Origin of the sequence: Falsiroseomonas stagni DSM 19981, from assembly GCF_900114315.1 — a bacterium.
GTDB classification, from domain to species: domain Bacteria; phylum Pseudomonadota; class Alphaproteobacteria; order Acetobacterales; family Acetobacteraceae; genus Falsiroseomonas; species Falsiroseomonas stagni.
The window spans coordinates 57,979-83,905 of record NZ_FOSQ01000017.1 but is presented as its reverse complement, the minus strand read 5'-3'; the positions used below and the strand labels follow the sequence as shown (position 1 = coordinate 83,905).

Below are 25,927 nucleotides of genomic sequence, written 5' to 3'. Positions count from 1 at the left end.
GACCGATTGCCCACCCGCACCGAGCGTGGATCGCAGAGTTGGCTCTACGCCCACCTCGTCCTGGCCCTGCTCTGCGACGACCTCAGCCAGGATGTCCTGGAATCTTCCCCCTGAGGCGTTGCTCGACGACGCCTACACGCCCTCGCTCTGGGCCGTGCAGAAGATCGCGCTGATCGTCCTGCTCGGCACCGTCATCGGCACCGTCACCATCGCCGACATCCTGCATGCCAGCCCCAAGGCCCATCGCAGCCTCGCCAATGCGCCACGACGCCGAAAACCACACGTCAGCTACCCAGTCAGAAACCTATTTTAGCGCGTATGGGCGCTGCCCCCCTGCACTCGATGTCTAGCCGCAGGGGGGCGCTGCCCCCCTGCACCCCCCGCCAGGGTCCGGCCGGACCCTGGACCGGGATCAATTGACGATGGTCCAGGGGGCTCTGCCCCCTGGCGGATGGGGTCCGGGGAAGGCGGCGCCTTCCCCGGGACTCAGTCGAGCCTCGCCCCCGAAATCCGCACCACTTCCTGCCAGACCGGGCGTTCGCGGGCGACGCGGGCCGTGACCTCCGCCGGCGTGCTGAACACACCCTTGGCGCCCGCGCGCAGGAAGCGTTCCTGCATGGCCGGCGGCTCCGTCACCTCCCGGATCAGGGCGGAGGCGCGTTCCACGATCGGCGCGGGGACGCCGGCCGGGAAGGCCATGGCGCACCAGGAGGTGATGACGAAGTCGGGCACGCCGACCTCCGCCATGGTCGGCACGTCGGGCAGCGTCGGCCAGCGTTCCGCCCCGGTGACCGCGAAGGCCTTGGCGCGGCCTTCCTGGATGACCGGCACATAGCTCGCGAGGTTGTCGAGCGCGCAGTTGAGGTCGCCTGACAGCATGGCGGGGATGATCTGGGCGGCGCCGCGGAAGGGGACGTGCGTGCCCTCGATCTGCAGGCGGGTGGTGAAGAGCGCGCCGGAGAGGTGGGCGGTGGTGCCGACGCCGGGGGAGCCGTAGGAGATGCCCTGCCGCTGCGCCCGCGCCCAGGCGAGGAATTCCCGGAAGTTGTTGGCGGGGTTGTGCTGGGCGGAGACGACCAGGACGTTGGGCAGTTCCCAGTGCATCGAGATCGGCTGGAAGTCCCGCTGCGGGTCATAGGGCAGGCGGGAATAGAGGAAGCTGTTGATGTGCCAGGCGCCGAGCGTCAGCGGGGCCATCGAGTAGCCATCGGGCGCCGACTTCGCCAGCGCGTCGGCGCCGATATTGCCGCCGGCGCCGGGGCGGTTTTCCAGCACGAAGGACTGGCCGGTCTTCTGCTGGAGCTGTTCGCAGAGCAGGCGGCAGAGCACGTCGGTGGACCCGCCGGGCGGCCAGGGGACGATCACGCGGACGGGCCGGTTCGGCCACTGTCCCTGCGCCAGCGCGCCGGTGGTGGCGATGAAAGGCGCGGCGAGGCTGGTGCCGAGCAGGATGCGGCGCGTCGTCATTCCGGATGTCTCCCCTTTTGTTGGGGCGAAGATAGGGGCTCGGCGGCGGCGGTGCCAGACGGGGCACGGGATGGGATGCCGCCGACTGCCGGTATGGACGTTCACGGAAGACTCATCCCGACCAGGGACAAGGGACGTTGGAGGTAGGCATGGCGGCCCAGGTCCAGTCGCTTTCCGAATTGCAGAGGCTGGTGGCAAGGCTGGAGCAATCCGGCCTGGCGGGCCAGCGCGCGGATGTGGCGGAACTGCTGGACCGGTCCCGTGCCACGCTGGCCACCTACCAGGCCCCGCGCCCCGGTGGCCGGCGGCCGCGGCAGCGCCCGGTGGCGGCCCCCGCCGAACGGCCGCCGCGGCGGCGGCGCGCGCGGCGGGGCCTCAAGGTCGTCTCCCTGATCCTGCTGCTGGTGGATGGCGTGGCGGCGATGCTCGGCGCGGCGTCCCTCGCCGGGCTGGTGCTGGCCGATCCGCCGCCGGAGATGGCGCCCTTCGTCCTGGGCGGCGCCGTGCTGTGGGGGATCGTCCATCGCGGCCGGGTGGCGGTGGCGGAAGCGGGTTTCGGGCTGTTCTACCTGCTGCGCTGGGGCTGGCTGTGGGTGGCGGAGGCGTTCAACGACCGGGCCTTCGAGCGTCTGCAGATCCTGCTGGATGCGCGGGACGTGATGGCACATTGGCGGGACTGGCGGCGCGGCCTGTCACGCACGCCCCGCATGGCGGATGTGGAGGCGTTCCTGGCGGAAACCCACGGCCCCGCCGTGGCGGCGCTGTTCCTGGACCAGGGGGAGCTGCGCTGGGGCAACCGGCGCGTCCGCGTCGGCCGCGGCGCCGGGCTGCAGGCGGCGGGCATGGGCTTCGCCGACCAGCCGGTGCGCTGGTCCCGCCTGATCCGGCTGTTCGAGGGGCTGGCGGCGTCCGACGCCTTCTGGCCGGAGGAACCCATGGTGCTGACCGCGGGCCCCGGCCACGGCATCACCGCCGACCCGCCCGGGCCGGAGCCCGAGCCCGAACCGCCGGAACGGATCGCGCGGCGGGAACAGCTGAAGGAGATGATCCTGGCGAAGCGGGAGGAGATCCAGCGCGCGCAGGATTGGAAGATGAAGACCCCCGGGGAGATGGCGCAGCGCGACGCGCATGTGGCCGAGCTGCGCCGTCAGCATGATGCGATGGAGGCGGAGCTGCGGGAGATCGGCGGCGTGCCGCCGCCCATCCTGACGAAGCGGCGGCGGTAGGTTCTGTCCTGTCCGCTGCACCAGGGCTGCGATCTGCCGCCGGCGCGCCTCCAGAAAGCGATCCCGCAGGACCCGGAAGAAGGCCGGGGGCAGGAAGCCGTAGGCGACGGAGCCGGGGTCCTTCCCGGGTAGCGGGCGGAGATCCGGGCCGGGCCAGGTGAAGGCGTTGGCCTCCGTCACCACCACCCAGGATCGTGCGTCATCCAGGCCCAGGCGCTGCTTCGTGGCCGGGGGAATCTCGATCGCGTCCGCCGGATCGGTGGGCGGGCTGTGGGTGATGGGCAGCGCCAGAACGCGGTGCTGGCCTGCATCGTCGCGCACGGCAAGAATGATGGCACAGGGGCGGTCCTTGGCGCCTTCCTCCCGGCCCTGCAACGCCTCCCGCTGCCAGAGATAGGCGTAGCGGATGACGAGGCCCGGTTGCGGCGCGGGCCAGGTCAGGGGCGCCAGTCCTTCAGCTCGGCATCGAGGTGCTCATGGCCGGCCGGGACTTCCGAGGTGGCGATGAGGGCAGCGTCCGCGTCCGGCACCTCGCCGGCCGCGATGGCCTGGCGGTCGCGGCGCTTGAGGCGTTCGTATTCGGCGGCCGATACCACCACCAGGCGGTCCCGCCCGTTCTTGGTGATGGTCAGGGGCTCCGCCAGGGCGCGGTCGGCGAGGGTGCCGAAGTTCCTGATGAAGTCGGCGGTCGTGACTCGCATGGGTGCGGCCTCCCTCGGTGGCTTAGGATACGAATGATACATATTATTCGCATCCTTTGCGAGGACCTCCGCGCCCTCACGCCGCGCCGATGCGTTCCTTGGCGAAGGGCAGGCTGCGGATGCGGCGGCCGGTCAGGGCCGCGATGGCATTGGCGACGGCGGGGGGGACGCCCGGCGTGCCGGGTTCGCCGACGCCGCCCATGGGGGCGCCGGATTCGAGGATGCGGACATGGACCTTCGGCATCTCGGCGCGGGACAGGATGCGGTAGGTGTCGAAGTTGCGGGGGATGGGGCGGCCATCCTCGAAGCCCATCTCCTCGAAGCAGGCGGCGGACAGCCCGATGGCGGCGGCGCTTTCGACCTGGGCGCGGATGATGGCGGGGTTGACGATGCTGCCGGGGTCGATGGCGATGAAGAGGTCGTGGACCACGACCTCCCCGTTCCGCAGCGACACTTCCGCGATGGTCGCGACCTCCGTCCCGAAGGGGGAGGCCATGGCGAGGCCCCGCGCCCGGCTTGTGCCGTCCGGCGCCGCGAAGGGCCCGCGGCGCCAGCCGCCGGCGAGGTCCACCACGGCGTCGAGCAAGGCGAGGTGGCGGGGGGAATGGGCGAGATGGGCGCGGCGGAAGGCCAGCGGGTCCTGCCCCGCGACCTCCGCGACCTCGTCGAGAAAGGCCTCCAGGAAGAAGTCGTTCATGGAATGGCCGACGGAGCGCCAGAAGCCGACATTGATGGGATGGGGGACGTGCACCCATTCGATGCGGCGGTTGGGGATGGCGTAGGGCTTGAAGGCCACGCCCTCCACCGCGGAGGTATCGAGGGGCGGGTTGCCGAGGCGCGCGGTGCCGAAATGCTTGGCCACGGGGCCCTCGCCGGGGGTGGTGGCGTGCAGCGCGGCGATGCGGCCATCCGGGCCGAGGCTGGCCCGGAGGCGGGCAAATCCCATGGGGCGGTAGGCGTCCCGGGCAAACTCCTCCTCCCGCGTCCAGATGACCTTCACCGGGCGGTTGGTGGCGCGGGCCAGGCGGATGGCCTGGTTCATCGGATGGATGGTGCCGTAGGTGAAGTGCCGGCCGAAGAAGCCGCCCAGCAGTGGCGTGTGGATGCGGATGCGGTCCTCGGCCAGGCTGGCTTCGCGGGCGGCGATGGCGCGGAACTGCTCCGGCGCCTGGTTCGGCGTCCAGACATCCAGCGTGCCATCGGCGTTGAAGCGGACGGTGGCGGAGGGGGGTTCGAGCTGCGCGTGGGCGAGGTAGGGGGCGTCGTAATCCGCGGTGATCGTCTTCGTGGCGACGCGGAGGATGGCGGGCGCGTCGCCCTGGGTGTCGCTGGCCGGGTTGCCCGGGGCATCGGCCTGGGAACGCAGTGTCTCCAGCATCGAGGCACTGGAGAAATCCTCGGGCACCACGGCCTGGCCGCCGACCGCGGTCCAGGCGACCTGCGCGGCTTCGACGGCCTTGCGGGCGCGCCAGAAGTTGTCGGCGAGGACCGCGACGGCGCCGGGCAGGCGATGGACGGAATGGACGCCCGGCATGGCGCGGAGCGCGGCATCGTTCAGCACCTCCCCGGGGTCGGCGCCGGCGCGGGGGGCGTGGAGGATGGCGGCCTGCAGCATGCCATCGACGCGCATGTCGATGCCGTAGCGCGCCTGGCCGGTGGATTTGGCGCGGGTGTCGAGGCGGGGTGCCGGCTTGCCGATCAGGCGGAAACCCGTGCCCGCGGCCTTGGGTTCGGCATCGGCGGGGATGGGCAGCGCCGCGGCGGCTTCCGCCAGCGCCCCATAGGGGATGCGGCCGCCGGGATGGATCACGAAGCCCGGTTCGGTGGAGAGGCTGGCAACCGGGACCGCCAGGCGCTGCGCGGCGGCCTGGAGGAGCATGGCGCGGGCGGTGGCGCCGAGGATGCGGAAATGCGCGTAGGTGTGGCGGATGGAGAAGCTGCCGCCGGTGACGCGGCGCGTGCCATTGAACAGCACCTGGTAGTCGGCGCCGGCGGGGGCGGTTTCCACCGTGAAGGATGCGAGGTCGGCGTCCAGCTCCTCCGCCACCAATTGGGCGACGGCCGTGTGGATGCCCTGGCCGCCCTCCGCGAAGGGATTTTTCAGGGTGATCCGGCCGGAAGGTTCGATGGTGAGGTAGGCCGGGACCTTGCGGGCGTGCTGGGTGCCGCCCATGGCCTGGGCGCGGGCGGGGCGCTGGGGCAGGCCGAGGGCGAGGATGAGGCCGCCGGCGAGGCCGAGCGCCCCGCGGCGGGAGAGGTTGAGGGGGGCCGGCATCACGCGGCCTCCGATGCCTGGCGGATGCCGGCGGCGATGGCGTTGTAGGTGCCGCAGCGGCAGAGATTGGTCATGGCGGCGGCGATCGCGGCCTCATCCGGCTTTGGCGTTTCCTTCAGCAGGGCGGTGGCCGCCATCAGCTGGCCGGACTGGCAGTAGCCGCATTGGGGGACATCGAGCGCCACCCAGGCCGCTACCAGCCGGGCGCCGACGGGATCGGCCTCGATCGCCTCGATGGTCGTCACCGCGCGGCCGGCGATGGCATCGAGGGGGGTCTGGCAGGACCGGGTGGCGACGCCGTCCACCAGCACGGTGCAGGCGCCGCATTGCGCGACGCCGCAGCCGTATTTGGTGCCGGTCAGGCCGAGCGTGTCGCGCAGCACCCAGAGCAGGGGGGTGTCGCCCTCGACATCGACGCGGCGCGCCTGTCCGTTGACGGTGATCTCGGCCATTGCGGCTTCCCCAGGGCAATGGCGGGCATCTTGCCGTGGCGCGCCGCGATGTCGAGGATTGTTACGGCCAGCCGGTCTCCGGCGGCAGGGACATCAGGATCGCCTCCACATTGCCGCCGGTCTTGAGGCCGAAGATGGTGCCGCGGTCGTAGAGCAGGTTGAATTCGACGTAACGGCCGCGGCGCATCAACTGGTGCGCGCGCTCGGCCTCCGTCCAGGGTTCGTGCATGCGGCGGCGGACGATGGCGGGGTAGGCGTCGAGGAAGGCCTGGCCGACATCGCGGGTGAAGGCGAAGTCGTTCTCGACCCCCTTGCCCGGCGTGCGGTCGCCGAGCCAGTCGTAGAAGATGCCGCCCAATCCGCGGGGTTCGTTGCGGTGGGGCAGGAAGAAGTACTCGTCGCACCACTGCTTGAAGCGGGGGTAGTAGGTGGGGTCGTGGCGGTCGCAGGCGGCCTGGTAGGCGGCGTGGAAGGTGGCCGCGTCCTCCTTCGAATGGGGCGCCGCGTGGTCCATCGGCGTCAGGTCACCGCCGCCGCCGAACCAGGCCTTCGTCGTGAGGATGAAGCGGGTGTTCATGTGCACGGCCGGCACGCGGGGGCTGCGCATATGGGCCACGAGGGAGATGCCGGTGGCGAGGAAACGCGGGTCCTGCTCCGCCCCGGGGATCTGCTTGCGGAAATCCGGGGAGAATTCGCCGAAGACGGTGGAGACGTTGACGCCCACCTTCTCGAACACCCGACCCTTCATGACGGACATGACGCCGCCGCCGCCCTCCGGCCGGTCCCAGGCGGTGCGGACGAAACGGCCCGGGGGGAGGGTGGTGTGGGGGCCGGCGGCGAGTTCGTCCTCGATCGCCTCGAATTCCGCGCAGATGCGGTCGCGCAGGTTTTCGAACCAGGCACGGGCGGGGGTGACCATGGGGTGCGTGGGGGGTGTCACGGCGGGCGGGGCGGGGCTGTCAGTCATCCTGGGACGATCCTCGATCGGTGCGCCGATCGGGCGCGCCATGACCGGAAGATTGGCAGGGGATGAAGAGGATGCCCATCCTGGCCCGGAAGTGACGCGGCCGGACGCTTTCCCGGTGAAGCTGTTGCGATTTCAGGGGTGCCGCCGGATGGACACCATCGCAAGCCACCCTTTATATGCGGCGCAGCGTCGTTGGTGGCAGCCCCGGCTTGCGCGCGCCCCTGTTCGGGCGGTGCCGGTCGCTGGCGTTCATCTCCTGGCGCGAAATCTGCGCGACGATGGCGGTTGGCCCGGGCGTTCTTGGCGCGCGGAGACCGAAAGGGGACGACGACATGGCCGAGACGATGGCGCCCGCCAAAGCGGCCCATGGAGCCGAGGGCTCCGGGGAGACGCGACGGGACTTTCTGATGCTGACGACGGGTGCTTTCGCCGCGGTGGGCGTGGGCGTGGTGGTGTGGCCGTTCATCCATTCCATGAACCCGGCGCGGGACGTGCTGGCCCTGTCCTCCACGGAAGTGGACCTGGCGCCGATCGCGGCCGGCCAGGCGGTGACGGTGATGTGGCGCGGCAAGCCCGTCTTCGTGCGCAACCGCACGGCGGAGGAAGTGCAGGCCGCGCGCGCGACCCCGCTTTCCGAGCTGAAAGACCCGGCGCCCGACCAGGGCCGCGTACAGCGGGACCAGTGGCTGGTGGTGGTGGGGGTGTGCACGCATCTCGGCTGCGTGCCGCTGGGCCAGAAGTCGTCCGACCCGCGCGGCGACTACAATGGCTGGTTCTGCCCCTGCCACGGCAGCCACTACGACACCTCGGGCCGCATTCGTAAGGGGCCGGCGCCCACGAACCTTGCGGTTCCCGAATACAGCTTCACCTCTCCCACCCAGATCCGGATCGGCTGACGGCGCCGGGGCGCGGTATGGTCCGCGCCCGCCCGTGAGCCCCGCAACCCCCGAGGAGCCAGGCAAGATGGCCATCGGCCTTCACGACAGCACCATCTCCAACCCCGTCATCCGCTGGGTCGACCAGCGGCTGCCGATCTTCACCATGATGCAGAAGGAGTACGGGACGTTTCCGACGCCCCGGAACTTCAACTACTTCTGGAATTTCGGCGCGCTCGCCATGGTCACGCTGATGATCATGATCGCGACGGGCATCTTCCTGGCGATGAACTACACGCCGCACACCAGCTACGCCTTCGACAGCGTCGAGCGCATCATGCGCGACGTGAACTACGGCTGGCTGATCCGCTACGTGCACATGAACGGCGCGTCGATGTTCTTCATCGTCGTGTACATCCACATCTGGCGCGGGCTCTACTACGGGTCCTACAAGGCGCCGCGTGAACTGCTGTGGATCCTGGGCGTCGTCATCTTCCTGCTGATGATGGCCACCGCCTTCATGGGCTACGTGCTGCCCTGGGGCCAGATGTCCTTCTGGGGCGCCACCGTTATCACCAACCTGTTCTCCGCCTTCCCGATCGTGGGCGAGCACATCGTGACCTGGCTGTGGGGCGGCTTCTCCGTCGACAACCCGACGCTGAACCGCTTCTTCAGCCTGCACTACCTGATGCCCTTCGTGATCGCGGGCGTCGTGTTCCTGCACGTGGCGGCGCTGCACATCACGGGTTCCAACAACCCGCTGGGCATCGACCCGAAGGGCCCGCAGGACACCCTGCCCTTCCACCCGTACTACACGGCGAAGGACAGCGTGGGCCTGGTGGTCTACTTCATCGTCTTCGCCTTCCTGGTGTTCTTCACGCCGAACATGCTCGGCCACCCGGACAACTACATCCCGGCGAACCCGCTGGTGACGCCCGCGCATATCGTGCCGGAATGGTACTTCCTGCCCTTCTACGCGGTGCTGCGCGCGGTGCCGGACAAGCTGGGCGGCGTGCTGCTGATGTTCGGCTCCATCGCGGTGCTGTTCATCCTGCCCTGGCTCGACACCTCCCCGGTTCGGTCCATGCGGTTCCGCCCGATCGCGAAGTGGGCGCTGTTCCTGTGGGGCATTGCCTTCGTCGTCCTGGGTTGGGCGGGCGGCAAGCCGGCGGAACAGCCCTACGTCCTGATCTCCCAGATCGCGACGGCCTACTACTTCGCCTACTTCCTGATCATCCTGCCGCTGCTCGGCCGGCTGGAGCGGCCGCTGGCGCTGCCCGAAAGCATCGCCCTGCCCGTCCTGCGCGGCGGTGGACCGCTGCCCGCCGGTGCGATGGCCAAGCCGATGGAGAAGGCGTGATGTCCAGCTTCCGCAACCTCGTCGGCGCGCTGATGCTCGGCGCGGCGACCATCCTGGGCGCAGCCCCGGCCCAGGCGGCCGGGCCGGCGATCACCCTGCCCGACACGCGCTTCAGCTTCGAAGGCTTCTTCGGGGTCTATGACCGCGGGTCGCTGCAGCGCGGCTTCCAGGTCTACAAGGAAGTGTGCTCGGCCTGCCACGCCATGCGGCAGCTGAGCTACCGCAACCTGCTGGAGATCGGGCTGACGGAGGCGCAGGTCCGCGCCATCGCCGCCACCTTCCAGGTGGTGGACGGCCCGAACGACCAGGGCGAGATGTTCGAGCGCCCGGCCCGCCTGTCCGACCGCTTCCGCCGCCCCTTCGCCAATGAACAGGCGGCGCGCGCGGCGAATAACGGCGCCTATCCGCCCGACCTGTCCGTGATGGTGAAGGCCCGCCTCAACGGCGCCGACTACATGCACGCGCTGCTGACCGGCTACCGCGACCCGCCGGCCGGCTTCCAGCTGATGGACGGGATGAACTACAACGCCTACTTCCCCGGCCATCAGATCGCGATGCCGAACGTGCTGAACCCCGGGCAGGTCGAATACGCCGACCGCACCGAGGCCACCGTGGACCAGATGGCGCGCGACGTGACCACCTTCATGGCCTGGGCGGCGGAGCCGGAAGCGGAGAAGCGGCGTGCCATGGGCATCCGCATCATCCTGTTCCTCATCATCCTCGGCGGGCTGACCTATGCGGTGAAGCGCAAGGTCTGGGCCGACGTGAAGCACTGACCGTCGCCGCCCCCGGCACGGGGCGGGGACCGGCGAACCGATCCGATCAAGGGGCCGCTCCCGCAAGGGGCGGCCCTTTTGTCGTGTTTGGTCGTCGCATGAACATCATGGGGCACTGGTAATCTCCAATTCACTTTCCAGCCATATCGGAAGACCCCCACCGCCCGCAGGGTCCCATGCCACGCCGCGTCTCCATCAATGTCCTTGCCACCTGCCTCGCCGTGCTGCTGGCAGCCAGCACACTCTCCCTGGCCGCGATCCTGATGCCGGAGCGGCTGCGTGACTGGCGGGACGCCGAACGCCAGCGCAGCATCGCCACCGCCATCGCGACCCTCGGCACGGCGCTGGTCGAGATGTCGCTGGAACGCTCCCTGGTGCAGGTGGCGCTGCAACTGCCCGATCCGGTGGCCCCCAGCTTCCGCGGCATGATCGACCGCCAGCGGAGCCTGGCCGGCGCCGGCTTCGCCAGTGCCATGGACGGGCTTCGCACCGTGGGGACGCCGGAGGCTGCAAGCCTGGTCGATGCCACCGCGATCCGCCTGCAGGGCCTGGAGGCGCTGCGCCGGGCGGCGGATGCGGAGCTGCTGCGGCCCCTGGCGAACCGCGACCCCGGCGTGCTGGACCGCTGGGCCGCTGGTGTCCCGCGCCTGATCGCGGAGATCGAGAACCGCCGCGGCACCGCCCGAGGCGTGGCGGAGATGGTGCCGGCGGGCGTGGCGCTGCGGGAGGAGGTCCAGCACCTCGCCTGGAGTGTGCGTGAGTATGGCGGGCGGGACCGCACCTACCTCGCCGTCGCGCTGGCGCTGGGCCAGCCCCTGACGCCCGCGGCGCTGGACCGGATGGCCACCTTCGATGGATCCGTCGCGCGCCGGCTGGAATCGCTGGAGGCGATCGAGGGGCATCCGGCGCTGTCCGAATCGCTCCGCCAGCTGCTGCGCCGCGTGCTGCAGGAATACCGCGTCGGCTACCAGGCGCTGCGCCAGTCGCTGGTCGAGGCGTCCCAGGCCGGGCGGCCCTATCCCCTGTCCTTCGACGCCTATTTCGCGGAATCGAGCCGCGTGCTCGACCTCGCCACCGCGCTCACCGTCGCGACGGGTGATGCCAACAAGGCCTATTGGACCGATACCGGCGCCGCCCGGGCCCGCCAGGTCGCGCTGGTGCTGCTGCTGACGCTGGTCGCCATCGGCGCGGCGGCCATGCTGGTCTGGTTCGTCCGCCGCCGCGTGTCCCGCCCCGCGGCCGGGCTGGCGGTGCTGGTGGAGCGGCTGGCGGAGGGCGAGCTGGCGGCGCAGGTCGATCTCGGCCGCCCGCCGGCGGAGATCGCCCGCGTCGCCGGGGCGGTGGCGACGCTGCGCGGCCGCCTGGCGGAGGCGCGGGCGGAGGAGGCGCGCGCCCAGGCCGACCGGGAGGCGAGGCTGCGCCGGCAGGAGGCGACGGAACGCTTCGCCACCGATTTCTCGGCGGTGATCGGCGGCGTGCTGGGCGGGCTCGGCCAATCCGCCGACCGGATGCGGGGCAGCGCCGACACCATGGCGCAGCTTGCGACCTCCACGCGGGAGGAAGCGGCGACGGTGCGCCAGGCCAGCGTGAGCGGCGCGGCGGGGCTGGAGGAAGCGCGCCTGGCCGCGGCGGGGCTGCGCGACAGCGCCGACGCCGTGACGGTCGGGATGCGCCGGGCCGGCGATCAGGTGGCCGCGGCCGTCCAGCAGGCTGCCGACAGCGAACGCCTGGTCACCAGCCTGTCGGCCGCCGCGGCGGAGATCAGCACGGTGATGGAGACCATCCGCAGCATCGCCGCCCAGACCAACCTGCTGGCGCTGAACGCGACCATCGAGGCCGCCCGCGCCGGGGAAGCCGGCCGCGGCTTCGCCGTGGTGGCAGGGGAGGTGAAGGCCCTGGCGGCGCAGACCGCCAAGGCGACGGAGCAGGTCGCGACGCGCATCACCGCCGTGCAGGCATCGAGCGCCGCCGCGGCGGGCAGTATCGCCCGCATCGCCGAGGTGGTTGGCGAGGTCCGCGCCGCCGCCGCCACCATCGCGGCGGGGGTCGAGGCGCAGTCCAGCGCCATCGGCGCCATCGCCGGCCGGCTGGACGATGCCACCCGAGGCAACGAGGCGGTGCTGGCGCGCATGACATCCCTGTCCGACGCGGCCATGGCCGGCGGCGCCGCCGCCGAGGGCGTGCTCGACGCCTCCCGCGAGGTCGGCGGCCGGGCCGAGGCGCTGCGCGGGGAGGTGGATGGCTTCCTCGCCGCGTTGCGGACGGCCGGGGAGCGGCGCCGCCATGGGCGCAAGCCGATCGACCTGCCCTGCCGGGTGGAATGGCAGGGCGGGTCGCGGACGGCGCGGCTGCGGGACCTGTCGGAAGGCGGGGCGGCCATCGCGGCCGCGCTGGACCTGCCGCCCGGCACCGACATCCGCCTGGCCATCGCCGGCGGCCGGGCACTGTCCGCGCGGGTCGCGCGGCAGCAGGACGGCACCACCGGCGTGCTGTTCACCGCGATGGCCGGGGCGGCGGGGGAAGTGGCCCGCCTGCTGGCCGGGGATGCGCGGGAGGCGGCGTGAGGAATGATGCGCGGTGGCGTTCACGCCGCCGCGCCTTGTGCTCTACAACCGCGCCGCGCCATTCCAGCCGCGGAGCCTTCGCATGTCCGACCTCATCACCCCCGTCATCGGCCTGATCGGCGGCTCCGGCCTCTATGACATTCCCGGGTTGCAGGACCGGGAATGGAAGCGGGTCGAGAGCCCCTGGGGGGAGGCGTCCGACGAGATCCTGCATGGGCGGCTTGGCGATGTGCAGGTGCGCTTCCTGCCGCGCCATGGCCGCGGGCACCCGACGCCGCCCTCCGCGCTCAACTACCGCGCCAATATCGATGCGATGAAGCGGGCGGGGTGCACGGAGCTCCTCTCCCTCTCCGCCGTGGGGTCGCTGAATGAGGAGTTGCCGCCGGGCCATTTCGTCATCGTTGACCAGTTCATCGACCGCACCTTCGCGCGGGAGAAGTCGTTCTTCGAGACGGGCTGCGTGGGCCATGTCTCCGTCGCCCATCCCGTCTGCTCGCGGCTGGGGGATGCGCTGGAAGCCTCGGCGGTGTCGCTCGGCCTGCCGGTGACGCGGGGCGGCACCTACCTGGTGATGGAGGGGCCGCAATTCTCCACCAAGGCGGAGAGCCTGCTGTACCGGCAATGGGGGTGCAGCGTGATCGGCATGACCAACATGCCGGAGGCGAAATTGGCCCGGGAGGCGGAGCTTTGCTACGCGACCGTCGCCATGGTGACCGACTTCGACTGCTGGCACCCGGACCATGAGGCGGTGACGGTGGACCAGGTGGTGAAGGTGCTGTTCTCCAACGCCGACAAGGCACGGGCGCTGGTGGCGGATGTGGTGCCGCGCCTCGGGGCGAAGCGGGGGCCGTGCGAGGCGGGGTGCGACCGGGCGCTGGAATACGCGCTGATCACGGCGCCGGAGAAGCGGGACCCGGTGCTGATGGCGAAGCTGGATGTGGTGGCGGGAAGGGTGCTGGGGCGGTAGCCCGCAGGGGGCGCTGCCCCCTGCACCCCCGCCAGGGTCCAACCGGACCCTGGACCGGGATCAATTGACGATGGTCCAGGGGGCTCTGCCCCCCAAATCTTCAAAAAGGGGCGGATGGGGTATGGGGAAGGCAGCGCCTTCCCCATCAATCCAGCGCTACTCCTCGTCACCCTCGGCATAGGGATTGTCCGTCCCGCGCAGGTTCAGCCGGATCGGCACCCCCGGCATGTCGAACTTCTCCCGGAAGCTGTTCACGAGGTAGCGGCGGTAGTCTTCCGGCAGCATCTCCGCCCGCGTGCCGAAGACGGCGATGGTCGGCGGCCGCGCCTTGGGCATGGTGGCGTAGCGCAGCTTGATGCGCTTGCCCTCCACCAGCGGCGGCTGGTGGCGGTCCTTCATCACCTCGAACCAGCGGTTCAACTCGCCCGTGCCGATGCGGCGGTTCCAGAGGTCATGCACCTCCCTCACCGCGGGCAGCAGGCGGTCGATGCCGCGGCCATTGGCGGCCGAGATCGGCACGACCATGATGCCCTTCATCTGCGCCAGGCTGAAGGTCAGCACATCGTCCAGCTTCTTGCGGGTGGCGGCGCGATCCTCCACCGCATCCCATTTGTTGAAGGCGATGACGCAGGCGCGGCCCTCACGCTCCGCCAGGCGGGCGATGCGGAGGTCCTGCTCCTCCATGCCGAGCAGGGCGTCGATCACCAGGATCACCACCTCCGCCTCCTTCAGCGCGGCGATGGAGGCGCCGGTGGACATTTTTTCCAGATCCTTCTCGATCCGGGCCTGCTTGCGGAGGCCGGCGGTATCGACCAGGCGGATGGGGCCGACCTCGTCCCTGATCTGCACGGCGATGGCGTCGCGCGTCAGGCCGGGCTCGGGGCCGGTGATCATCCGCTCCTCCCCCAGCAGGGTGTTGAGCAGGGTGGATTTGCCGGCGTTCGGGCGGCCGACGATGGCGAGGCGCAGCGGGCGCTCGCGCTCCCCGCGCTGGCCGCGCGGTTCCTTCTGGAGGTGGTCGCGCACCTCGTCATGCAGGGTGCCGAAGCCGTCGCCATGCTCCGCGCTGACGGGGATGGGATCGCCGAGGCCGAGTTCATAGGCCTCCATGGCGTTCTGGATGCCGAGGCGGCCTTCCGCCTTGTTGGCCAGGAGCAGGACGGGGACATCGGCGCGGCGGAGCCAATTGGCGAAGGCGCGGTCGGCGGCGGTCAGGCCCGTGCGGCAATCGATCACGAAGAGCACGAGGTCCGCCTGGCGGAGCGCGGCGTCGCTGGAAGCGGTCATGCGGCCGGCCAGCGTCTCCGGCGCCGCTTCCTCCAGCCCCGCTGTGTCGATCAGCGTGACGGGGATGCCGCCGATCTCGGCCTCGACTTCCTTGCGGTCGCGGGTGACGCCGGGGGTGTCGTCCACGATCGCGATCTTCCGGCCGGCGAGGCGGTTGAAGATCGAGGATTTGCCCACGTTGGGGCGGCCGAGGATGGCAACGGTCTGCATGGGGACGGGGTTCGATCAGGTAATGCTGGCCGCGCCTATAGCACGGCCAGCGCCCCTGTCCCGTTCCGCTGTCCCGTTCCGCTGGCCCGTTCCGCTGGCCCGTTCCGGCGTAACCGCCCTACCGCAGCGCCATCAGCGTCCCGTCATCGCCCAGCACCACGACGGTGCCGGACGCCACCGCCGCCGGCAGGGTGCTGCCGGCGGAGAGGGGCACGCGGCCGGCGATGGTGCCGGCGGCGGGGTCGATCTGCAGCAATTCGCCCCGGCTGGAGGGGACCAGCACCAGGCCGCCCGCGACCAGCGGCGGGCCGAAGCGCGCGGCATCGCGCCGGCGGCCGCCATCCGGCGTGGGCTCCAGTTCCAGCACCCAGCGGATGCGGCCATCATTGCGGCCGACGGCGACCGCTTCCCCCGCGCCCGTCACGGCGAAGACCCAGTCGCCGGCGGAGGCGACGCCATTGCCGCCGCCGAAGGCCCGTTCCCAGAGGCGCCGACCGCTGCGGAGGTCGACCGCGATGGTGGTGTTGGACAGGCCGGCGGCGAAGACGCGGCCACGGTCGATCACCGGCAGGCCGGTGATGCCGACGATGTCGGCCAGGCTGGTCGCGCCCGCATTGCCTAGGCCCTCCTGCCACAGCAGGCGGCCATCGGTGACGCGGACGGCCGCCATCTCCCCGGTGCCGAAGCCGGCGACGACGGTCTCCCCCTCCACCGCCGGGGCGGGCAGGCCGAGGGGGATGGTCGCCTGGGCGCCGGCGCGATGCGTCCAGAGCCGTCGGCCGTCCTCCGCGGACAGGCCGATCAGGTGGTTCTCCACCGTGACGACGAAGATGCGGCCATTGGCGACGGTGGGGGCGCCGCGCGTCGGCGCGGGCACGCGGACGCGCCAGCGGACGGCGCCGTCCTCCGGCGAAAGGGCCAGGACCTCGGCCTGGCCGGTGGCGACGTAGACGACGCCGCCCTCGACGGCGACGCCGCCGCCGACCGCGCCATCCCGGTCTTCCTCCGGCGCCGTGTCGCGGCGCCAGCGGCGGCCGCCGGTGTCCAGGGCATGGGCCGTGACCTCGCCAAAGGCGTCCACGGCATAGACGGTGCCGCCGGCGATGACCGGGCCCGTGGTGATGCGCTGGCGGTAGGCGGAGCCGTAGCCGATGGAACTGCGCCAGGCCTGGCGCAGCGTGCCGGGGATCTCGGCATGGGGCGCGGCGTGGCCGGGCAGGCCGCCAGCCTGCGGCCAATCCGCCAGGGGCTGGGCCGACGGCAGGGTGATGGCGCGGCCTTCCAGGCCGCTATCGGCGGCCAGCGGCGGGTCCGCGCGCATCACCGTCCGGCGTTCGCCGGGCAGGGGCTGCTTGCGGGTGCCGAGGATGCCGTCGAGCGTATCGCAGCCCGCGAGCAGGCCCGCGGCGCCGAGCAGCGCCGCGCGGCGGGTGTGGGAATGGTTCATCAGCTTCCGAGCCCCGCGGCAACCCGTTGTGCGCGTTCCCGCATGGTGGGGGACACGGTGGCATCCGTCGCCAGCGCCTGCAGGCGGGCGCGGGCATCGGCGGTATCGCCGCGGCGGATGGCGACCAGGGCCGCGATCTCCCGCGCCGGGGCCTGCCAGGGATTGCCGGCGACGGTCAGCGGCCCGATGCGGGCGGCAAGCTGGGCGGGGTCCCCGGCATCCAGCGCATGGCCGACGGCGAGCAGGGTGGCGAGGTCGCGGTAGAGGCGGTCGGCGTCGTTATCCGCCGCGACCGCTTCCCACAGCGCGAGCGCGCCGGCGGCGTCCCCGGTCTCGGCCTTCAGCGCCGCGGCGCGCAGCCGGGCGAGGGTCCGGTACCCCGTGGGGGCTTCGCGGGACAGGGCGGCGAAGCCATCCGCCGTGGCGGGCAGGTCGGCGCCCTCCCGCTCCGCCGTGCGGTGCAGGGTCATGTAGGTGCTGGCGGCGGTGGCGGCCTGGCTGGCCTGGTGCCAGCGCCAGCCCTGCCAGCCGCCAGTCGCGGCGAGCGCCAGCAGCGCGACGCCCACGGCGACGCCACCCCAGCGCCGCGCGAGGCGGCGGGCACGGTCGGCGCGAAGGTCCTCTTCGACCTCGTCGAAGATATCGGGCACGGGCGATCCTCATTGGTCCGGCAGGGGGCGGACCATAGCGGCGTGTTCAGGTGACGTTAAGCCCGGCGGCGCAGCTTCGCGTCATGCCGACCCGCAAGACCCCGCCAGCGCCGCCCTTCCGCCTCAAGCCGGCCCTCCTGGCGGTGGCGCTGCCGTTGCTGCTGGGGGGGTGTTTCGCGGAACAGGCGATGGGTCCGGCGCTGGTGGTCGGGGGGGCGAGCGTGGTGCTGACCGGCCGGACGCCGGTGGACCATGTGGCCAGCCTGATGACGGGCCAGGATTGCTCCATCGTGCGGCTGGAACGGCGGGAGAGCTGGTGCGCACCGCCGCCCGCGCCGCCGCCGCCGCAGGCTTTCTGCACGCCGAGCCTCGGGCGGGTGGATTGCTGGACCACCCCGCCGCCGGGCGTTGGGCGGCAGGTGGCCGACCCGCCGGGACCGGTGCCGGCGGCGGCCCCGGTGCCCGCGCCTGCGCCGGCCTTCAGCCTGGCGCCCTTCGCCCCGCCATCGGACGCGGCCCCGCCGGCCACCGCGCCGCCGCCCGCTGCGGTAACCCCCGCGCGGCCCGCCGTGGCACCCCCCGCGCAGCCCGCTGAGGCGCCGCCCGCGCAGCCCGCTGCGACACCCCCCGCGCAGCCCGCTGCGACACCCCCCGCGCAGCCCGCGGAGGCGCCGCCCGCGCAGCCGACGGCCGGCACGCCCGCGCGGCCCCCCGCAACGCCGGCGGCGCGGCGCGAAATCCGGACCTGAGCGTCAGGCCAGCGGGCCGCGCCAGACCTGGGTGCCGTTGCGCTGCGCCTGGCGGGGCGCGGCGAGGTCGAGGATGGCCGGGCGCTCCGCCACCAGCCGCCACCCCGCCGCATCCAGGATGCGGACGGCCAGCGCTTCCTCCCCCCGCGCATGGGTGCTGAGCACGAGCCACCGCACCCGATCGTTCAGCAGCCCGCCGGCATGGTTGAGCATCTGCGGGATGAGGCCACGCACCGCGACCCGCACCAGGTCCCAGGCCGGCGCCTCCGCCAGCAGATGCTGCGCGAATGGCGCGGGGCCGCCGGCACGGCCGGGATCGCCAGTGGTGTTGCCGGCCATGACGCGCGCGGCGCCGGGGGGCAGCCCCTCCGCCTGCAGCTTGGACTGGAGGTGCCGGACCCGGTCCGCGACGGATTCGGTCGCGACCAGGCGGGTCGTCAGGCCCCGGGCGCGCGCGACCCGCGTGGCGGTCAGCGCGATCTCCATCCCCTGGTCGCCGCCGATGCCGAGCAGCATCCCTGCCCAGCCATTCCGCGCATCCCGCAGGCTGTGCTCGACGCCGAGCCACTCGGCGCCATGCGCGCCCGATGCCGGCGGCAGGGTTGAACCCGTGAGCGCCGCATAGGCCGAGGCGATCGAGGTGTTGTCCCGCGGCGCTGCCGCGGCGATGTCCCGCGGCGCTGCCGCGGCGGTGTCCCGCGGCGCTGCCGCGGCGGTGTCCCGCGGCGCTGCCGCGGCGGTGTCCCGCGGCGCTGCCGCGCCGGGCGAGGCGGCGGCCGGGGGGGCCTGGGCGGGGCGAGGCGGGGTGGATCGTGCCGGGGTTGCCGGCGCTGGCAGGGGCCGGACCTCGGCGCCCGCGGCGGCGCCCGCCGCCTGGACAGGCAGGGCGGCAGGTGGGGGAACCGGGACCGGCGGCGGGGCGAGCGGCATCGGTATGGGGTCTGGCGGGGTGGCGGCCGCAGCCTCTCGCGCCGCGGCCGGCGGCGGGGCGAGCGCCACGGGAATGGGGTCTGGCGGGGTGGCGGTCGCCGCCTCCTGCGCCGCGGCCGGCGGCGTGGCGAGTGGCACCGCTGCCGGGGCGACCTCGGCGGTGTCGGGCGACGCGGTGGGCGGCGTGGGCAGGGCAGGAATCATCGCATCGCGGGGTTGGGCGACCGGAAGCGGCGGGAGGGGAAGCGCGGGGATGGGGGGCGCCGGCAGCGCGGGCGGCGCCGCGTCCGCGACGGCTTCGCGTGGCGCCGGAACGGGGGGCGCCGGAACGGGGGGCGCGAGGGGGGCGAGCATCGCCCAGGCCTCCGGCGCGATGGGCGGCAGGGGCGGGCTGGCGGCCTGGGGTGGCTGCCCGGCGGGTTCCGCCGGCCCAGCCACGGGTGGCGGCCTGGGCGCGTCGACCGGCGGTGCCTCGGGTGCCGCGGCGGGCACGACCGTGGCCCAGGCCTCGGCGATCATGGCCAGGGTGGGCGGCGCCGGGGTGGCGGCGGTGGGTGGGGCGTCCGGCGCGGCAGCCTCGGCCGCTGGGGCGCTGGCGGCGGGCGGTGGCGGGGCGAGGGCCTCGCCGAAGGACCAGGTCTCGATCGCGGGCGCCGGGGCCGGCGCTGGGGCGGGCACGGGCGCCGGTGCCGGTGCCGGCGCGGGGGCGGGGGCGGGCCTGGCGGCGGGGCGCGCGCCGCCCAGGGCCGGGACGCGGGCGAGGATCGCCTGCGGGTTCGCGGATGTGCTCGGCGGTGTCGGCGCCGGGGCGCGCGGCGGCTCGGGCGCGGCGGGCGCGCTGGCGGGTGGCGGGCCGGGCGCCGCGGCCGGCGGTGGCGCGGCCTCCGCCAGGGCGGCCAGCAAGGCGGTGAAGGCCGGCGGTGCGGGGGACGCCACGGGCGGGGGAGGCGGCTCGGCCGCCTGGGCCACGGCAGGGTCCGCCTCGGCAAGGTCCGCCTCGGCACGGTCCGCCTCGGCGATGCCGGGTTGGGCGATGCCGGGTTGGGCAAGGTCGGGTTGGGCGGCCGCCCCGGCGGGCTCGGCGCCCCCCGGCGGCGCGTCCGGCGCTGTGGCGGGCGGTTCCGCGGCGAGCGAGGCCATCAGCGTGGTGAGCGGCGGCAGCGGTGCCGGTGCCGGGGGCGGTGCCGGGGGCGGGGGCGGCGGCGGGGCCGCCGGGCGTGCCGGCACGGGCGCCGCGAGGGATGGCGCCGTCGTGCCGCGCGGTGCCTCGGGCGCGCTGCCGAGGGAACCCAGCAAGGGCGACAGGGGGGCGGCGATGCCTGGGCCCTCTGCCCGTGGCAGGCCCGGCGCCGCGGCCTGGGATGGCCGGGGCGCGTTGGTCCCCGCATCGGCCACCGGCTGGTCCGCCACCGGCGCCAGGGCCGCGAAGAGCCCCGCCGCGGGCGGGGGCGGGGCGGTGCCGAGCGAGCCCAGCAGCGGGGAGGCCGGGTGGGCCGCCGCCGGCGGGGTCGGCATCGGCGGGACGGGCGTGGCGGGGCGCGGCAGCGGGGCCTCGGGCGCCGGGGCCAGGGCCGTGAGTAGCCCCGGCGCGGCGGGGGATGGGGCGGTGCCGAGCGAGCCCAGCAGCGGGGAGGCCGGGTGGGCCGCCGCCGGCGGGGTCGGCATCGGCGGCAGGGGCGCGGCGGGGCGCTGCAGCGGGGGCTCCGGGGCCTCGGAGACCAGGGCGGAGAGGAGGCCGGCCGTGGCGGGGGGCGGGGCGGTGCCGAGCGAGCCCAGCAGCGGGGAGGCGAGGGGCGCCTCTCCATGGGGTGGCGGGGCGAGGAAGGAGAGCAGGCCCGGCGAGGCGGCCGGCGCGGGCGCCACCGACGGAGGGGAGACAGGCAACGGCACGGCGTCCGGCACCGGCGGCGGCATGTCCGGCGCCTGGGTCGCGACGGTCGGCGCCTGCGGCGCGACGGTCGGCGCCTGCGGCGCGACGGTCGGCGCCTGCGGCGCGACGGTCGGCGCCTGCGGCGCGACGGTCGACGCCTTCGGCGCGACGGGCTGCGAGAGCGCTGTCTTCAGGCGCGCCGCCCAGTCGGGAAAGCCACTGCCTCGTTCCGCCATGACCAGACCCTCCGCCGCAACCCCGGCGGGGCCTTACCAGCCCGCTGCCATGCCCTCAACCGCGACGAGGCGCCGCCCGCGCCCGGGGCGGCGGCCTCCTCCCGGCGACTGCCCGATGCGTGGGCAGAAGCCGCCGCGCCGCCGCGCAGCCTGGTGCGTCAGGGCGCGAATCGCACCGGGGCGCCGGCGGGGGTGCCGATCACCTCATCCTCCCGCATCACGGCCTGGCCGCGCAGGATGGTCATCACCGGCCAGCCCGTGCAGCGATGCCCGGCAAAGGGCGTCCAGCCGCAGGGGGAGACGATCCAGCTTTCCTCGATGGTGCGGCTGCGCTTCATGTCCACCACGGTGAAATCGGCGTCGTAGCCGGCGGCGAGGCGCCCCTTGCCCACCATGCCATAGACCCGCGCCGGACCCGCCGCCATCAGGTCCGCCAGGCGCGAGAGGCTCAGCCGCCCGGCGGAGACATGGTCCAGCATCAGCGGCACCAGCGTCTGCACCCCCGTCAGGCCCGACCCGCATTCCGGCCAGGGCTTCTCCTTGGACGCCCGGCTGTGCGGGGCGTGGTCCGATCCCACCGTGTCCACCGTGCCATCGGCGACGGCGGCCCAGGCGGCCTCCATGTGCCGCGCATCGCGGATCGGCGGGTTCATCACCGCATAGCCCTTGAGGCGGTCATAGGCCTCATCCGTCTGGGTCAGGTGGTTCAGCAGCACCTCCACCGTGCAGAGGTCGCGATAGTCCTTGAGGTAGTTCAGCTCCTCCGCCGTCGAGACATGCAGGATATGGGCGGGGCGGTTGGTCTTCCGCGCGATCGCCATCAGGCGCCGCGTGCCGAGGAAGGCGCATTCCACGTCGCGCCATTCCGCGTGCATGCGGTGCGGCATCCCCGTGGTGTAGTTCGGGCGGCGGGACTGGAGGCGGTACTCATCCTCGCTGTGATAGGCGATGCGGCGCCGGCCGCTGCGCATCACGGCCTCCAGGCTCGCATCATCCTCGATCAGCAGGTCGCCGGTGGAGCTGCCGGCGAAGACCTTCACGGCGCAGATGTTCGGCTGGGCCTCCAGCTCCGCCAGCGAGGCGATGTTGGTCTTCAGCGCGCCGACATAGAAGCCCATGTCGCACCAGGCGCGGCCATGAATGAATTCGCGCTTCCAGTCGATCTTCTCCCGCGTCGTGATGGAGGGCGCGGTGTTGGGCATGTCGAACACCGCGACCAGCCCGCCGAGGATGGCGGCCTTGGTGCCGGTCTCGATCGTCTCCACCGCCGGGTCGCCGGGTTCGCGGAGATGGACATGGCTGTCGATCAGGCCGGGGAGGATGTGGAGGCCGCGGCAATCGATCTCCTCCTCCGCATGGGCCTGGGAGAGGTCGCCGATGGTGGCGATGCGGCCGGCGCGGATCCCGACATCGGTGACCTGCTCGCCCCAGGGCAGCACGCAGGTGCCGCCGCGCAGCACCAGTTCGTAATGCGCCATCTCGTCGTCGTCCCCTGTCCTGCCGCCGCTATCCGGTGGGGGGCTTCTGCCATGTTTCCGCGCGGCGGGGCAGGGTGGGTGCGCTTGCTTGCGGGGTGGGGGGCGTTGTGGCTCTGTGCCGGCCCCCCGGCCGATGGATGCCCGCGTGACGCCTGCCGCCCCCTTTGCCCGCAGTCCTTTGTCCAAGGGGCCGACATTGCCGCTGGTCGTCATGCTGGCGGCGGTGCCGCTGGTGGCGGTGCTGCAGTTCCGCGCCATCGCGCTGGTGACGAGCCTCGGCCTGCTGGCGATGGTGGTGGCGGGGCGGCGGGTGACGGGGGCCTGGCCCTGGCCACCCATCGGCCCGGTGGTGGGGGCGGCGCTGGCGATCGCGGCCTGGACGATGGTGAGCGCGGCCTGGGCGCCGGACCCGATGCGCGCGCTGGGCACGGGGCTGCGCTTCGGCGGCTTCGTGCTGCTGGCGGCGGCGGCGGCGCAGGCCATGGCCCAGGAACCCGCGGAAAGGCTGGCGCTGGCGGGGCGGACGCTGGCGGCGGGGCTCGCCATCGGGATCGCGCTGGCGGCGGCGGATCATCTGAGCGGCAACGCCATCCGGGCCGCGGTGCGCGGGCTGCGGGAGGCGCCGCCCTGGCTGTTCTTCGGGCTGAAATCGGCGGTTGCCGTGATCGCGGTGCTGCTGCCGGTGGCGGCCGCCTGGCCGAGGCTGCGGTGGTGGGCGCGGGGGCTGCTGGTGGTGGCGGGGCTGGCGGCTTCCGTCATGCTGCCGGCGGAATCCGCGAAGATCGCGGCCTTCGCGGGCATCCTGGCGATGGGCGCGGCCTGGCTGCTGGGGCGCTGGGGCGGGCGGCTGATCGGCCTGGGTGCCGCGGGGGTGGTGCTGGTGGCGCCGCTGCTGACGGCGGCGATCCTGCCGCGCCTGCCGGGGCTGGAGGCGATCCAGCCATCGGCGGCGCATCGCATCCTGATCTGGGATTTCGCCAACCAGCGGATCGCGGAACGGCCGCTGCTGGGCTGGGGCGGCGAATCGGCGCGCGCCATTCCCGGCGGCACGGCGGTGTTCGACCGGGAGACGCTGGACCGCTTCGGCCTGACCTCCGAGGCATCGCGCATCTGGTTCGCCCGGCCGCCGGCGCAGCGCCTGCCGCTGCACACGCACAACGCCGCGCTGCAGGTCTGGCTGGAACTGGGCGCGGTGGGGGCTGTGCTGGCGGCGGCGATGCTGGCGGCGCTGGGCTTCGCGGCGGCCCGGCTGGGGCCGGGGGCGGTCGGCGCCTATGGCGCGGCGCTGGTGGTGGGGATGCTGAGCTACGGCATCTGGCAGGAATGGTGGATCGGCATGCTGCTGCTGCTGGCCGTGGCGATCCGGGCCATTCAGGGGCCGCGCAACAGCGAGATCTAGTCCGCGCGCAATAGCGCGACGTAGCGCGGCGTCACGGCCTCCCACACGAAGTCGCGGCGCACCCGCGCCGCCGCCGCCTGCCCCATCGCCGCGCGGCGGGGTTCGTCCGCGAGCATCGCGGCCAGGGCGTCGCGCACCGCATCAGGATCGGCGCCGTCGCAGACCAGGCCGGTCTCGCCCTCCGCCACCGCATCCACCGCGCCGCCATCCCGCCCGGCCAGGGCGGCCAGGCCGTGCCAGGCGGCTTCGAGATAGGTGAGGCCGAAGCCCTCCACGGAGGCGCCTTCGCGCCGCACCGGCATGGCGAAGAGCGTGGCGCGGCGATACAGCGCGGCCTTCAGCCCTTCCTCCACCCGGCCGGCGAAGACCACGCGATCCTCGACGCCGCATTCGGCTGCCAGCGCCGCCAGCCGGTCCCGGTCCGGGCCGCCGCCGGCGATGATGTGGCGGATGCCGGGGAAGGCATGGGCCAGGGCGGGCAGGGCGCGGATCACCTGGTCGAAGCCCTTGCGCGGTTCCAGCCGCGCCAGGCTCAGCAGGACGGGGTTCGCGGCCCGGCACAGCGCCGCCGCCGCGGTGATGTCGGCGGCGCTGGGGTCGGGCTGCGGCTGGATGACGGGCTGGACGATCTCCAGCCGCTGGCCGGGGCGGAGATGGGGGCGCACCAGGGCGGCGGTGTAGCCGGAATTGGCGGCGATCGCGTCGGCGCGGGCCAGGGCCGCGCGGATGCGGGCGATCTTGGCCGGGGAGGCATCGGGCGGGAATTCCATGCCATGCGCCAGGACCAGCAGCCGCGCGGTGGTGGCGGGGATGGCCTCCACGCTTTTCCAGCTGTCGGCGATGATGGCGTCCGGCGGGTCGGCGCGGCATGCCCGCCACAGGGCGAGGCGCCGGGCCAGGCGGCGCAGCGGGCGCGGGCCGCCGAAGCGGCGGAGCGGGATCTCGGGCGGCGTATCCTCCGCCCGGCCGGACCGGATGCGTTCCGCGTAGACGGTGATGGGGTGGCCGGCCTTCGCGATCTCCCGCGCCAGGCCGCCCATGGTGGTCTCGATGCCGCCGGGGTCGGGGGTGAAGTTCTGCGTCACCATGATGACCCGCAGCGGCGTCATGGCGGCGACAGCAGGGCGTTGGCGGCTTCCAGCACGCGGGGGACGGGCAGGTCGGTCATGGGGGATTCATAGGGCGGGCCATCGGCCTCCACCGCGCGGGCATGGGGGCCGGAGGGGCCGTATTCCGCGGCGCTGCTGCGGCCGAACAGGCCGATGGTGGGCGCCCCGGCCGCGGCCGAGAGGTGCATCAGCCCGCTGTCATTGCCGATGAACAGCGCGGCCCGCTTCAATACCGAGGCGACCTCCGGCAGGGACAGCGTGCCGACCAGGTCCAGCGCGCCGGGCAGGGCGGCCAGGACGGGGGCGGCCATGGCACGTTCGGGGCTGCCCGGGCCGCCGAGGATGGCGATGCGGGCGCCGTCCAGCGCGGCGCCGGGGGCGGTCAGCGCCTGCGCCACCTGAACGAAACGGTCGGCGGGCCAGACCTTGCGGTCCCAGTTCGCGGTGGGGCCGAGGACAAGCCAGGGCCCGCCGGGCAGGAGCGCGGCCGCCTTCGCCTCATCCGCCGCCGCCGTCCAGGCGACGGGCAGCGGGGGCGGATCGAGGCCGAGCAGCGCGCCGAGATGGACCAGGCGATGGCCCGGCCGGCGGCCGCCGCGGGCGGTGGCGCGGCGGCGGGCGGGCACCATCCAGGCCAGCGCCGAGGCGCGGAGGTCGATCACCAGGTCCCACCAGGTGAAGGCGACCTCCGACCAGAGCGTCAGCCAATGCAGGGACCAGCGGCGCTTGCGCAGCACGATCAGCCGTTCCAGCCCCGGCATGCGCGCGAAGACGCCTTCCGCCGCCGGGCCGCAGGCCACCGTGATGCGGGCACCGGGATGGGCGCGCAGCAGATGGTCGAGCAGCCCGGTGGACAGCACGGCATCGCCGATCCGGGTGGAGGTGACGAAGAGGATGCGCATCGGATGCTGGCGTAGCACGCGGCGCGGTGG

Annotated in this window: 21 protein-coding genes; 9 read left to right on the top strand and 12 right to left on the bottom strand. The window is 73.5% G+C overall.

Annotation, left to right across the window (positions count from 1 at the left end; translation table 11 throughout):
* The first annotated feature begins 91 nt into the window (after positions 1 to 91).
* Entirely contained in the window at positions 92 to 313 is a 222-nt protein-coding gene (locus BM041_RS26915; RefSeq protein WP_139226097.1) for a hypothetical protein, read from the top strand.
* A 173-nt stretch (positions 314 to 486) separates the two neighbouring features.
* On the opposite strand, the gene BM041_RS26910 is transcribed toward BM041_RS26915, so the two are convergent.
* Complete coding sequence (locus tag BM041_RS26910; protein ID WP_092963010.1) at positions 487 to 1,467, bottom strand: Bug family tripartite tricarboxylate transporter substrate binding protein; 981 nt, start codon at positions 1,465 to 1,467, stop codon at positions 487 to 489.
* Positions 1,468 to 1,616: 149 nt separating this feature from the next.
* Between BM041_RS26910 and BM041_RS26905 the strand changes: the two genes are divergently transcribed.
* Positions 1,617 to 2,693, top strand: a complete 1,077-nt coding sequence (locus BM041_RS26905; RefSeq protein ID WP_092963009.1) for a hypothetical protein — start codon at positions 1,617 to 1,619, stop codon at positions 2,691 to 2,693.
* A gap of 437 nt (positions 2,694 to 3,130) precedes the next feature.
* Here BM041_RS26905 and BM041_RS26895 read toward each other — a convergent pair whose 3' ends face one another.
* The 4 genes from BM041_RS26895 to hemF all read right to left on the bottom strand — a co-directional run bounded on the left by BM041_RS26895 (position 3,131) and on the right by hemF (position 7,088).
* A complete protein-coding gene (locus BM041_RS26895; RefSeq protein WP_092963008.1) occupies positions 3,131 to 3,394 on the bottom strand; it encodes a type II toxin-antitoxin system prevent-host-death family antitoxin in 264 nt (87 codons plus the stop codon).
* 76 nt (positions 3,395 to 3,470) lie between these two features.
* Positions 3,471 to 5,669 carry a xanthine dehydrogenase family protein molybdopterin-binding subunit gene (locus BM041_RS26890; RefSeq protein WP_092963007.1) on the bottom strand — a complete coding sequence of 733 codons (2,199 nt, stop codon included), beginning with the start codon at positions 5,667 to 5,669 and terminating at the stop codon, positions 3,471 to 3,473.
* Positions 5,669 to 6,121: a (2Fe-2S)-binding protein gene (locus BM041_RS26885; RefSeq protein WP_092963006.1), complete on the bottom strand. Its 453-nt coding sequence runs from the start codon at positions 6,119 to 6,121 to the stop codon at positions 5,669 to 5,671. The genes BM041_RS26890 and BM041_RS26885 overlap by 1 nt, the downstream gene beginning before the upstream one ends.
* Before the next feature lie 61 nt (positions 6,122 to 6,182).
* On the bottom strand, positions 6,183 to 7,088 hold the full coding sequence (hemF, locus tag BM041_RS26880) for an oxygen-dependent coproporphyrinogen oxidase (protein WP_092963016.1): 906 nt from the start codon (positions 7,086 to 7,088) through the stop codon (positions 6,183 to 6,185).
* Positions 7,089 to 7,366: 278 nt separating this feature from the next.
* Between hemF and petA the strand changes: the two genes are divergently transcribed.
* The 5 genes from petA to BM041_RS26855 all read left to right on the top strand — a co-directional run bounded on the left by petA (position 7,367) and on the right by BM041_RS26855 (position 13,630).
* A complete protein-coding gene (gene petA / locus BM041_RS26875; RefSeq protein WP_456303972.1) occupies positions 7,367 to 7,984 on the top strand; it encodes a ubiquinol-cytochrome c reductase iron-sulfur subunit in 618 nt (205 codons plus the stop codon).
* Between the two features lie 67 nt (positions 7,985 to 8,051).
* On the top strand, positions 8,052 to 9,323 hold the full coding sequence (locus tag BM041_RS26870) for a cytochrome b (RefSeq protein WP_092963005.1): 1,272 nt from the start codon (positions 8,052 to 8,054) through the stop codon (positions 9,321 to 9,323).
* Positions 9,323 to 10,099 carry a cytochrome c1 gene (locus tag BM041_RS26865; RefSeq protein ID WP_175534192.1) on the top strand — a complete coding sequence of 259 codons (777 nt, stop codon included), beginning with the start codon at positions 9,323 to 9,325 and terminating at the stop codon, positions 10,097 to 10,099. The genes BM041_RS26870 and BM041_RS26865 overlap by 1 nt, the downstream gene beginning before the upstream one ends.
* Before the next feature lie 176 nt (positions 10,100 to 10,275).
* Positions 10,276 to 12,663, top strand: coding sequence for a methyl-accepting chemotaxis protein (locus tag BM041_RS26860; RefSeq protein WP_092963004.1), 2,388 nt, complete (start codon positions 10,276 to 10,278; stop codon positions 12,661 to 12,663).
* A gap of 82 nt (positions 12,664 to 12,745) precedes the next feature.
* The gene (locus BM041_RS26855; protein ID WP_092963013.1) at positions 12,746 to 13,630 is read left to right on the top strand and encodes an S-methyl-5'-thioadenosine phosphorylase; all 885 of its coding nucleotides are present in this window, start codon (positions 12,746 to 12,748) and stop codon (positions 13,628 to 13,630) included.
* Positions 13,631 to 13,786: 156 nt separating this feature from the next.
* Here the strand turns inward: BM041_RS26855 and der are convergent, their stop codons facing one another.
* The 3 genes from der to BM041_RS26840 form a co-directional block, all read right to left on the bottom strand.
* A complete protein-coding gene (der, locus tag BM041_RS26850) occupies positions 13,787 to 15,127 on the bottom strand; it encodes a ribosome biogenesis GTPase Der (protein ID WP_092963003.1) in 1,341 nt (446 codons plus the stop codon).
* 118 nt (positions 15,128 to 15,245) lie between these two features.
* A complete protein-coding gene (locus BM041_RS26845; protein ID WP_092963002.1) occupies positions 15,246 to 16,574 on the bottom strand; it encodes an outer membrane protein assembly factor BamB family protein in 1,329 nt (442 codons plus the stop codon).
* On the bottom strand, positions 16,574 to 17,224 hold the full coding sequence (locus BM041_RS26840) for a tetratricopeptide repeat protein (protein WP_092963001.1): 651 nt from the start codon (positions 17,222 to 17,224) through the stop codon (positions 16,574 to 16,576). Before BM041_RS26840 ends, BM041_RS26845 begins: the two co-directional genes overlap by 1 nt.
* 83 nt (positions 17,225 to 17,307) lie before the next feature.
* Here BM041_RS26840 and BM041_RS26835 point away from each other — a divergent pair, with 83 nt between their 5' ends.
* A complete protein-coding gene (locus BM041_RS26835) occupies positions 17,308 to 17,973 on the top strand; it encodes a hypothetical protein (RefSeq protein WP_092963000.1) in 666 nt (221 codons plus the stop codon).
* Between the two features lie 3 nt (positions 17,974 to 17,976).
* Here the strand turns inward: BM041_RS26835 and BM041_RS26830 are convergent, their stop codons facing one another.
* Together BM041_RS26830 and BM041_RS26825 are read right to left on the bottom strand one after the other, a co-directional pair.
* The gene (locus BM041_RS26830; RefSeq protein WP_092962999.1) at positions 17,977 to 21,009 is read right to left on the bottom strand and encodes a hypothetical protein; all 3,033 of its coding nucleotides are present in this window, start codon (positions 21,007 to 21,009) and stop codon (positions 17,977 to 17,979) included.
* A 158-nt stretch (positions 21,010 to 21,167) separates the two neighbouring features.
* Positions 21,168 to 22,487: a dihydroorotase gene (locus tag BM041_RS26825; RefSeq protein ID WP_092962998.1), complete on the bottom strand. Its 1,320-nt coding sequence runs from the start codon at positions 22,485 to 22,487 to the stop codon at positions 21,168 to 21,170.
* A gap of 145 nt (positions 22,488 to 22,632) precedes the next feature.
* Here BM041_RS26825 and BM041_RS26820 point away from each other — a divergent pair, with 145 nt between their 5' ends.
* The gene (locus BM041_RS26820) at positions 22,633 to 23,886 is read left to right on the top strand and encodes an O-antigen ligase family protein (RefSeq protein WP_139226199.1); all 1,254 of its coding nucleotides are present in this window, start codon (positions 22,633 to 22,635) and stop codon (positions 23,884 to 23,886) included.
* Here the strand turns inward: BM041_RS26820 and BM041_RS26815 are convergent.
* Both BM041_RS26815 and BM041_RS26810 read right to left on the bottom strand, forming a co-directional pair.
* Complete coding sequence (locus BM041_RS26815; RefSeq protein WP_092962996.1) at positions 23,883 to 24,995, bottom strand: glycosyltransferase family 4 protein; 1,113 nt, start codon at positions 24,993 to 24,995, stop codon at positions 23,883 to 23,885. The two genes, BM041_RS26820 and BM041_RS26815, sit on opposite strands and share 4 nt — an antisense overlap.
* Positions 24,992 to 25,897 carry a glycosyltransferase family 9 protein gene (locus BM041_RS26810; RefSeq protein WP_092962995.1) on the bottom strand — a complete coding sequence of 302 codons (906 nt, stop codon included), beginning with the start codon at positions 25,895 to 25,897 and terminating at the stop codon, positions 24,992 to 24,994. The genes BM041_RS26815 and BM041_RS26810 overlap by 4 nt, the downstream gene beginning before the upstream one ends.
* Between the last annotated feature and the right edge of the window lie 30 nt (positions 25,898 to 25,927).

What these genes read in the sequence shown, in the direction of transcription:
- BM041_RS26835 (WP_092963000.1), top strand. Translation starts at nt 17,308, where the DNA reads ATGCCGACCCGCAAGACCCCGCCAGCGCCGCCCTTCCGCCTCAAGCCG.
- BM041_RS26810 (WP_092962995.1), bottom strand. Translation starts at nt 25,897, where the DNA reads ATGCGCATCCTCTTCGTCACCTCCACCCGGATCGGCGATGCCGTGCTG.
- BM041_RS26915 (WP_139226097.1), top strand. Translation starts at nt 92, where the DNA reads ATGTCCTGGAATCTTCCCCCTGAGGCGTTGCTCGACGACGCCTACACG.
- der (WP_092963003.1), bottom strand. Translation starts at nt 15,127, where the DNA reads ATGCAGACCGTTGCCATCCTCGGCCGCCCCAACGTGGGCAAATCCTCG.
- BM041_RS26860 (WP_092963004.1), top strand. Translation starts at nt 10,276, where the DNA reads ATGCCACGCCGCGTCTCCATCAATGTCCTTGCCACCTGCCTCGCCGTG.
- BM041_RS26905 (WP_092963009.1), top strand. Translation starts at nt 1,617, where the DNA reads ATGGCGGCCCAGGTCCAGTCGCTTTCCGAATTGCAGAGGCTGGTGGCA.
- BM041_RS26825 (WP_092962998.1), bottom strand. Translation starts at nt 22,487, where the DNA reads ATGGCGCATTACGAACTGGTGCTGCGCGGCGGCACCTGCGTGCTGCCC.
- BM041_RS26815 (WP_092962996.1), bottom strand. Translation starts at nt 24,995, where the DNA reads ATGACGCCGCTGCGGGTCATCATGGTGACGCAGAACTTCACCCCCGAC.
- hemF (WP_092963016.1), bottom strand. Translation starts at nt 7,088, where the DNA reads ATGACTGACAGCCCCGCCCCGCCCGCCGTGACACCCCCCACGCACCCC.
- BM041_RS26890 (WP_092963007.1), bottom strand. Translation starts at nt 5,669, where the DNA reads ATGCCGGCCCCCCTCAACCTCTCCCGCCGCGGGGCGCTCGGCCTCGCC.
- BM041_RS26865 (WP_175534192.1), top strand. Translation starts at nt 9,323, where the DNA reads ATGTCCAGCTTCCGCAACCTCGTCGGCGCGCTGATGCTCGGCGCGGCG.
- BM041_RS26885 (WP_092963006.1), bottom strand. Translation starts at nt 6,121, where the DNA reads ATGGCCGAGATCACCGTCAACGGACAGGCGCGCCGCGTCGATGTCGAG.
- BM041_RS26870 (WP_092963005.1), top strand. Translation starts at nt 8,052, where the DNA reads ATGGCCATCGGCCTTCACGACAGCACCATCTCCAACCCCGTCATCCGC.
- BM041_RS26895 (WP_092963008.1), bottom strand. Translation starts at nt 3,394, where the DNA reads ATGCGAGTCACGACCGCCGACTTCATCAGGAACTTCGGCACCCTCGCC.
- BM041_RS26845 (WP_092963002.1), bottom strand. Translation starts at nt 16,574, where the DNA reads ATGAACCATTCCCACACCCGCCGCGCGGCGCTGCTCGGCGCCGCGGGC.
- BM041_RS26830 (WP_092962999.1), bottom strand. Translation starts at nt 21,009, where the DNA reads ATGGCGGAACGAGGCAGTGGCTTTCCCGACTGGGCGGCGCGCCTGAAG.
- BM041_RS26855 (WP_092963013.1), top strand. Translation starts at nt 12,746, where the DNA reads ATGTCCGACCTCATCACCCCCGTCATCGGCCTGATCGGCGGCTCCGGC.
- BM041_RS26910 (WP_092963010.1), bottom strand. Translation starts at nt 1,467, where the DNA reads ATGACGACGCGCCGCATCCTGCTCGGCACCAGCCTCGCCGCGCCTTTC.
- petA (WP_456303972.1), top strand. Translation starts at nt 7,367, where the DNA reads ATGGCGGTTGGCCCGGGCGTTCTTGGCGCGCGGAGACCGAAAGGGGAC.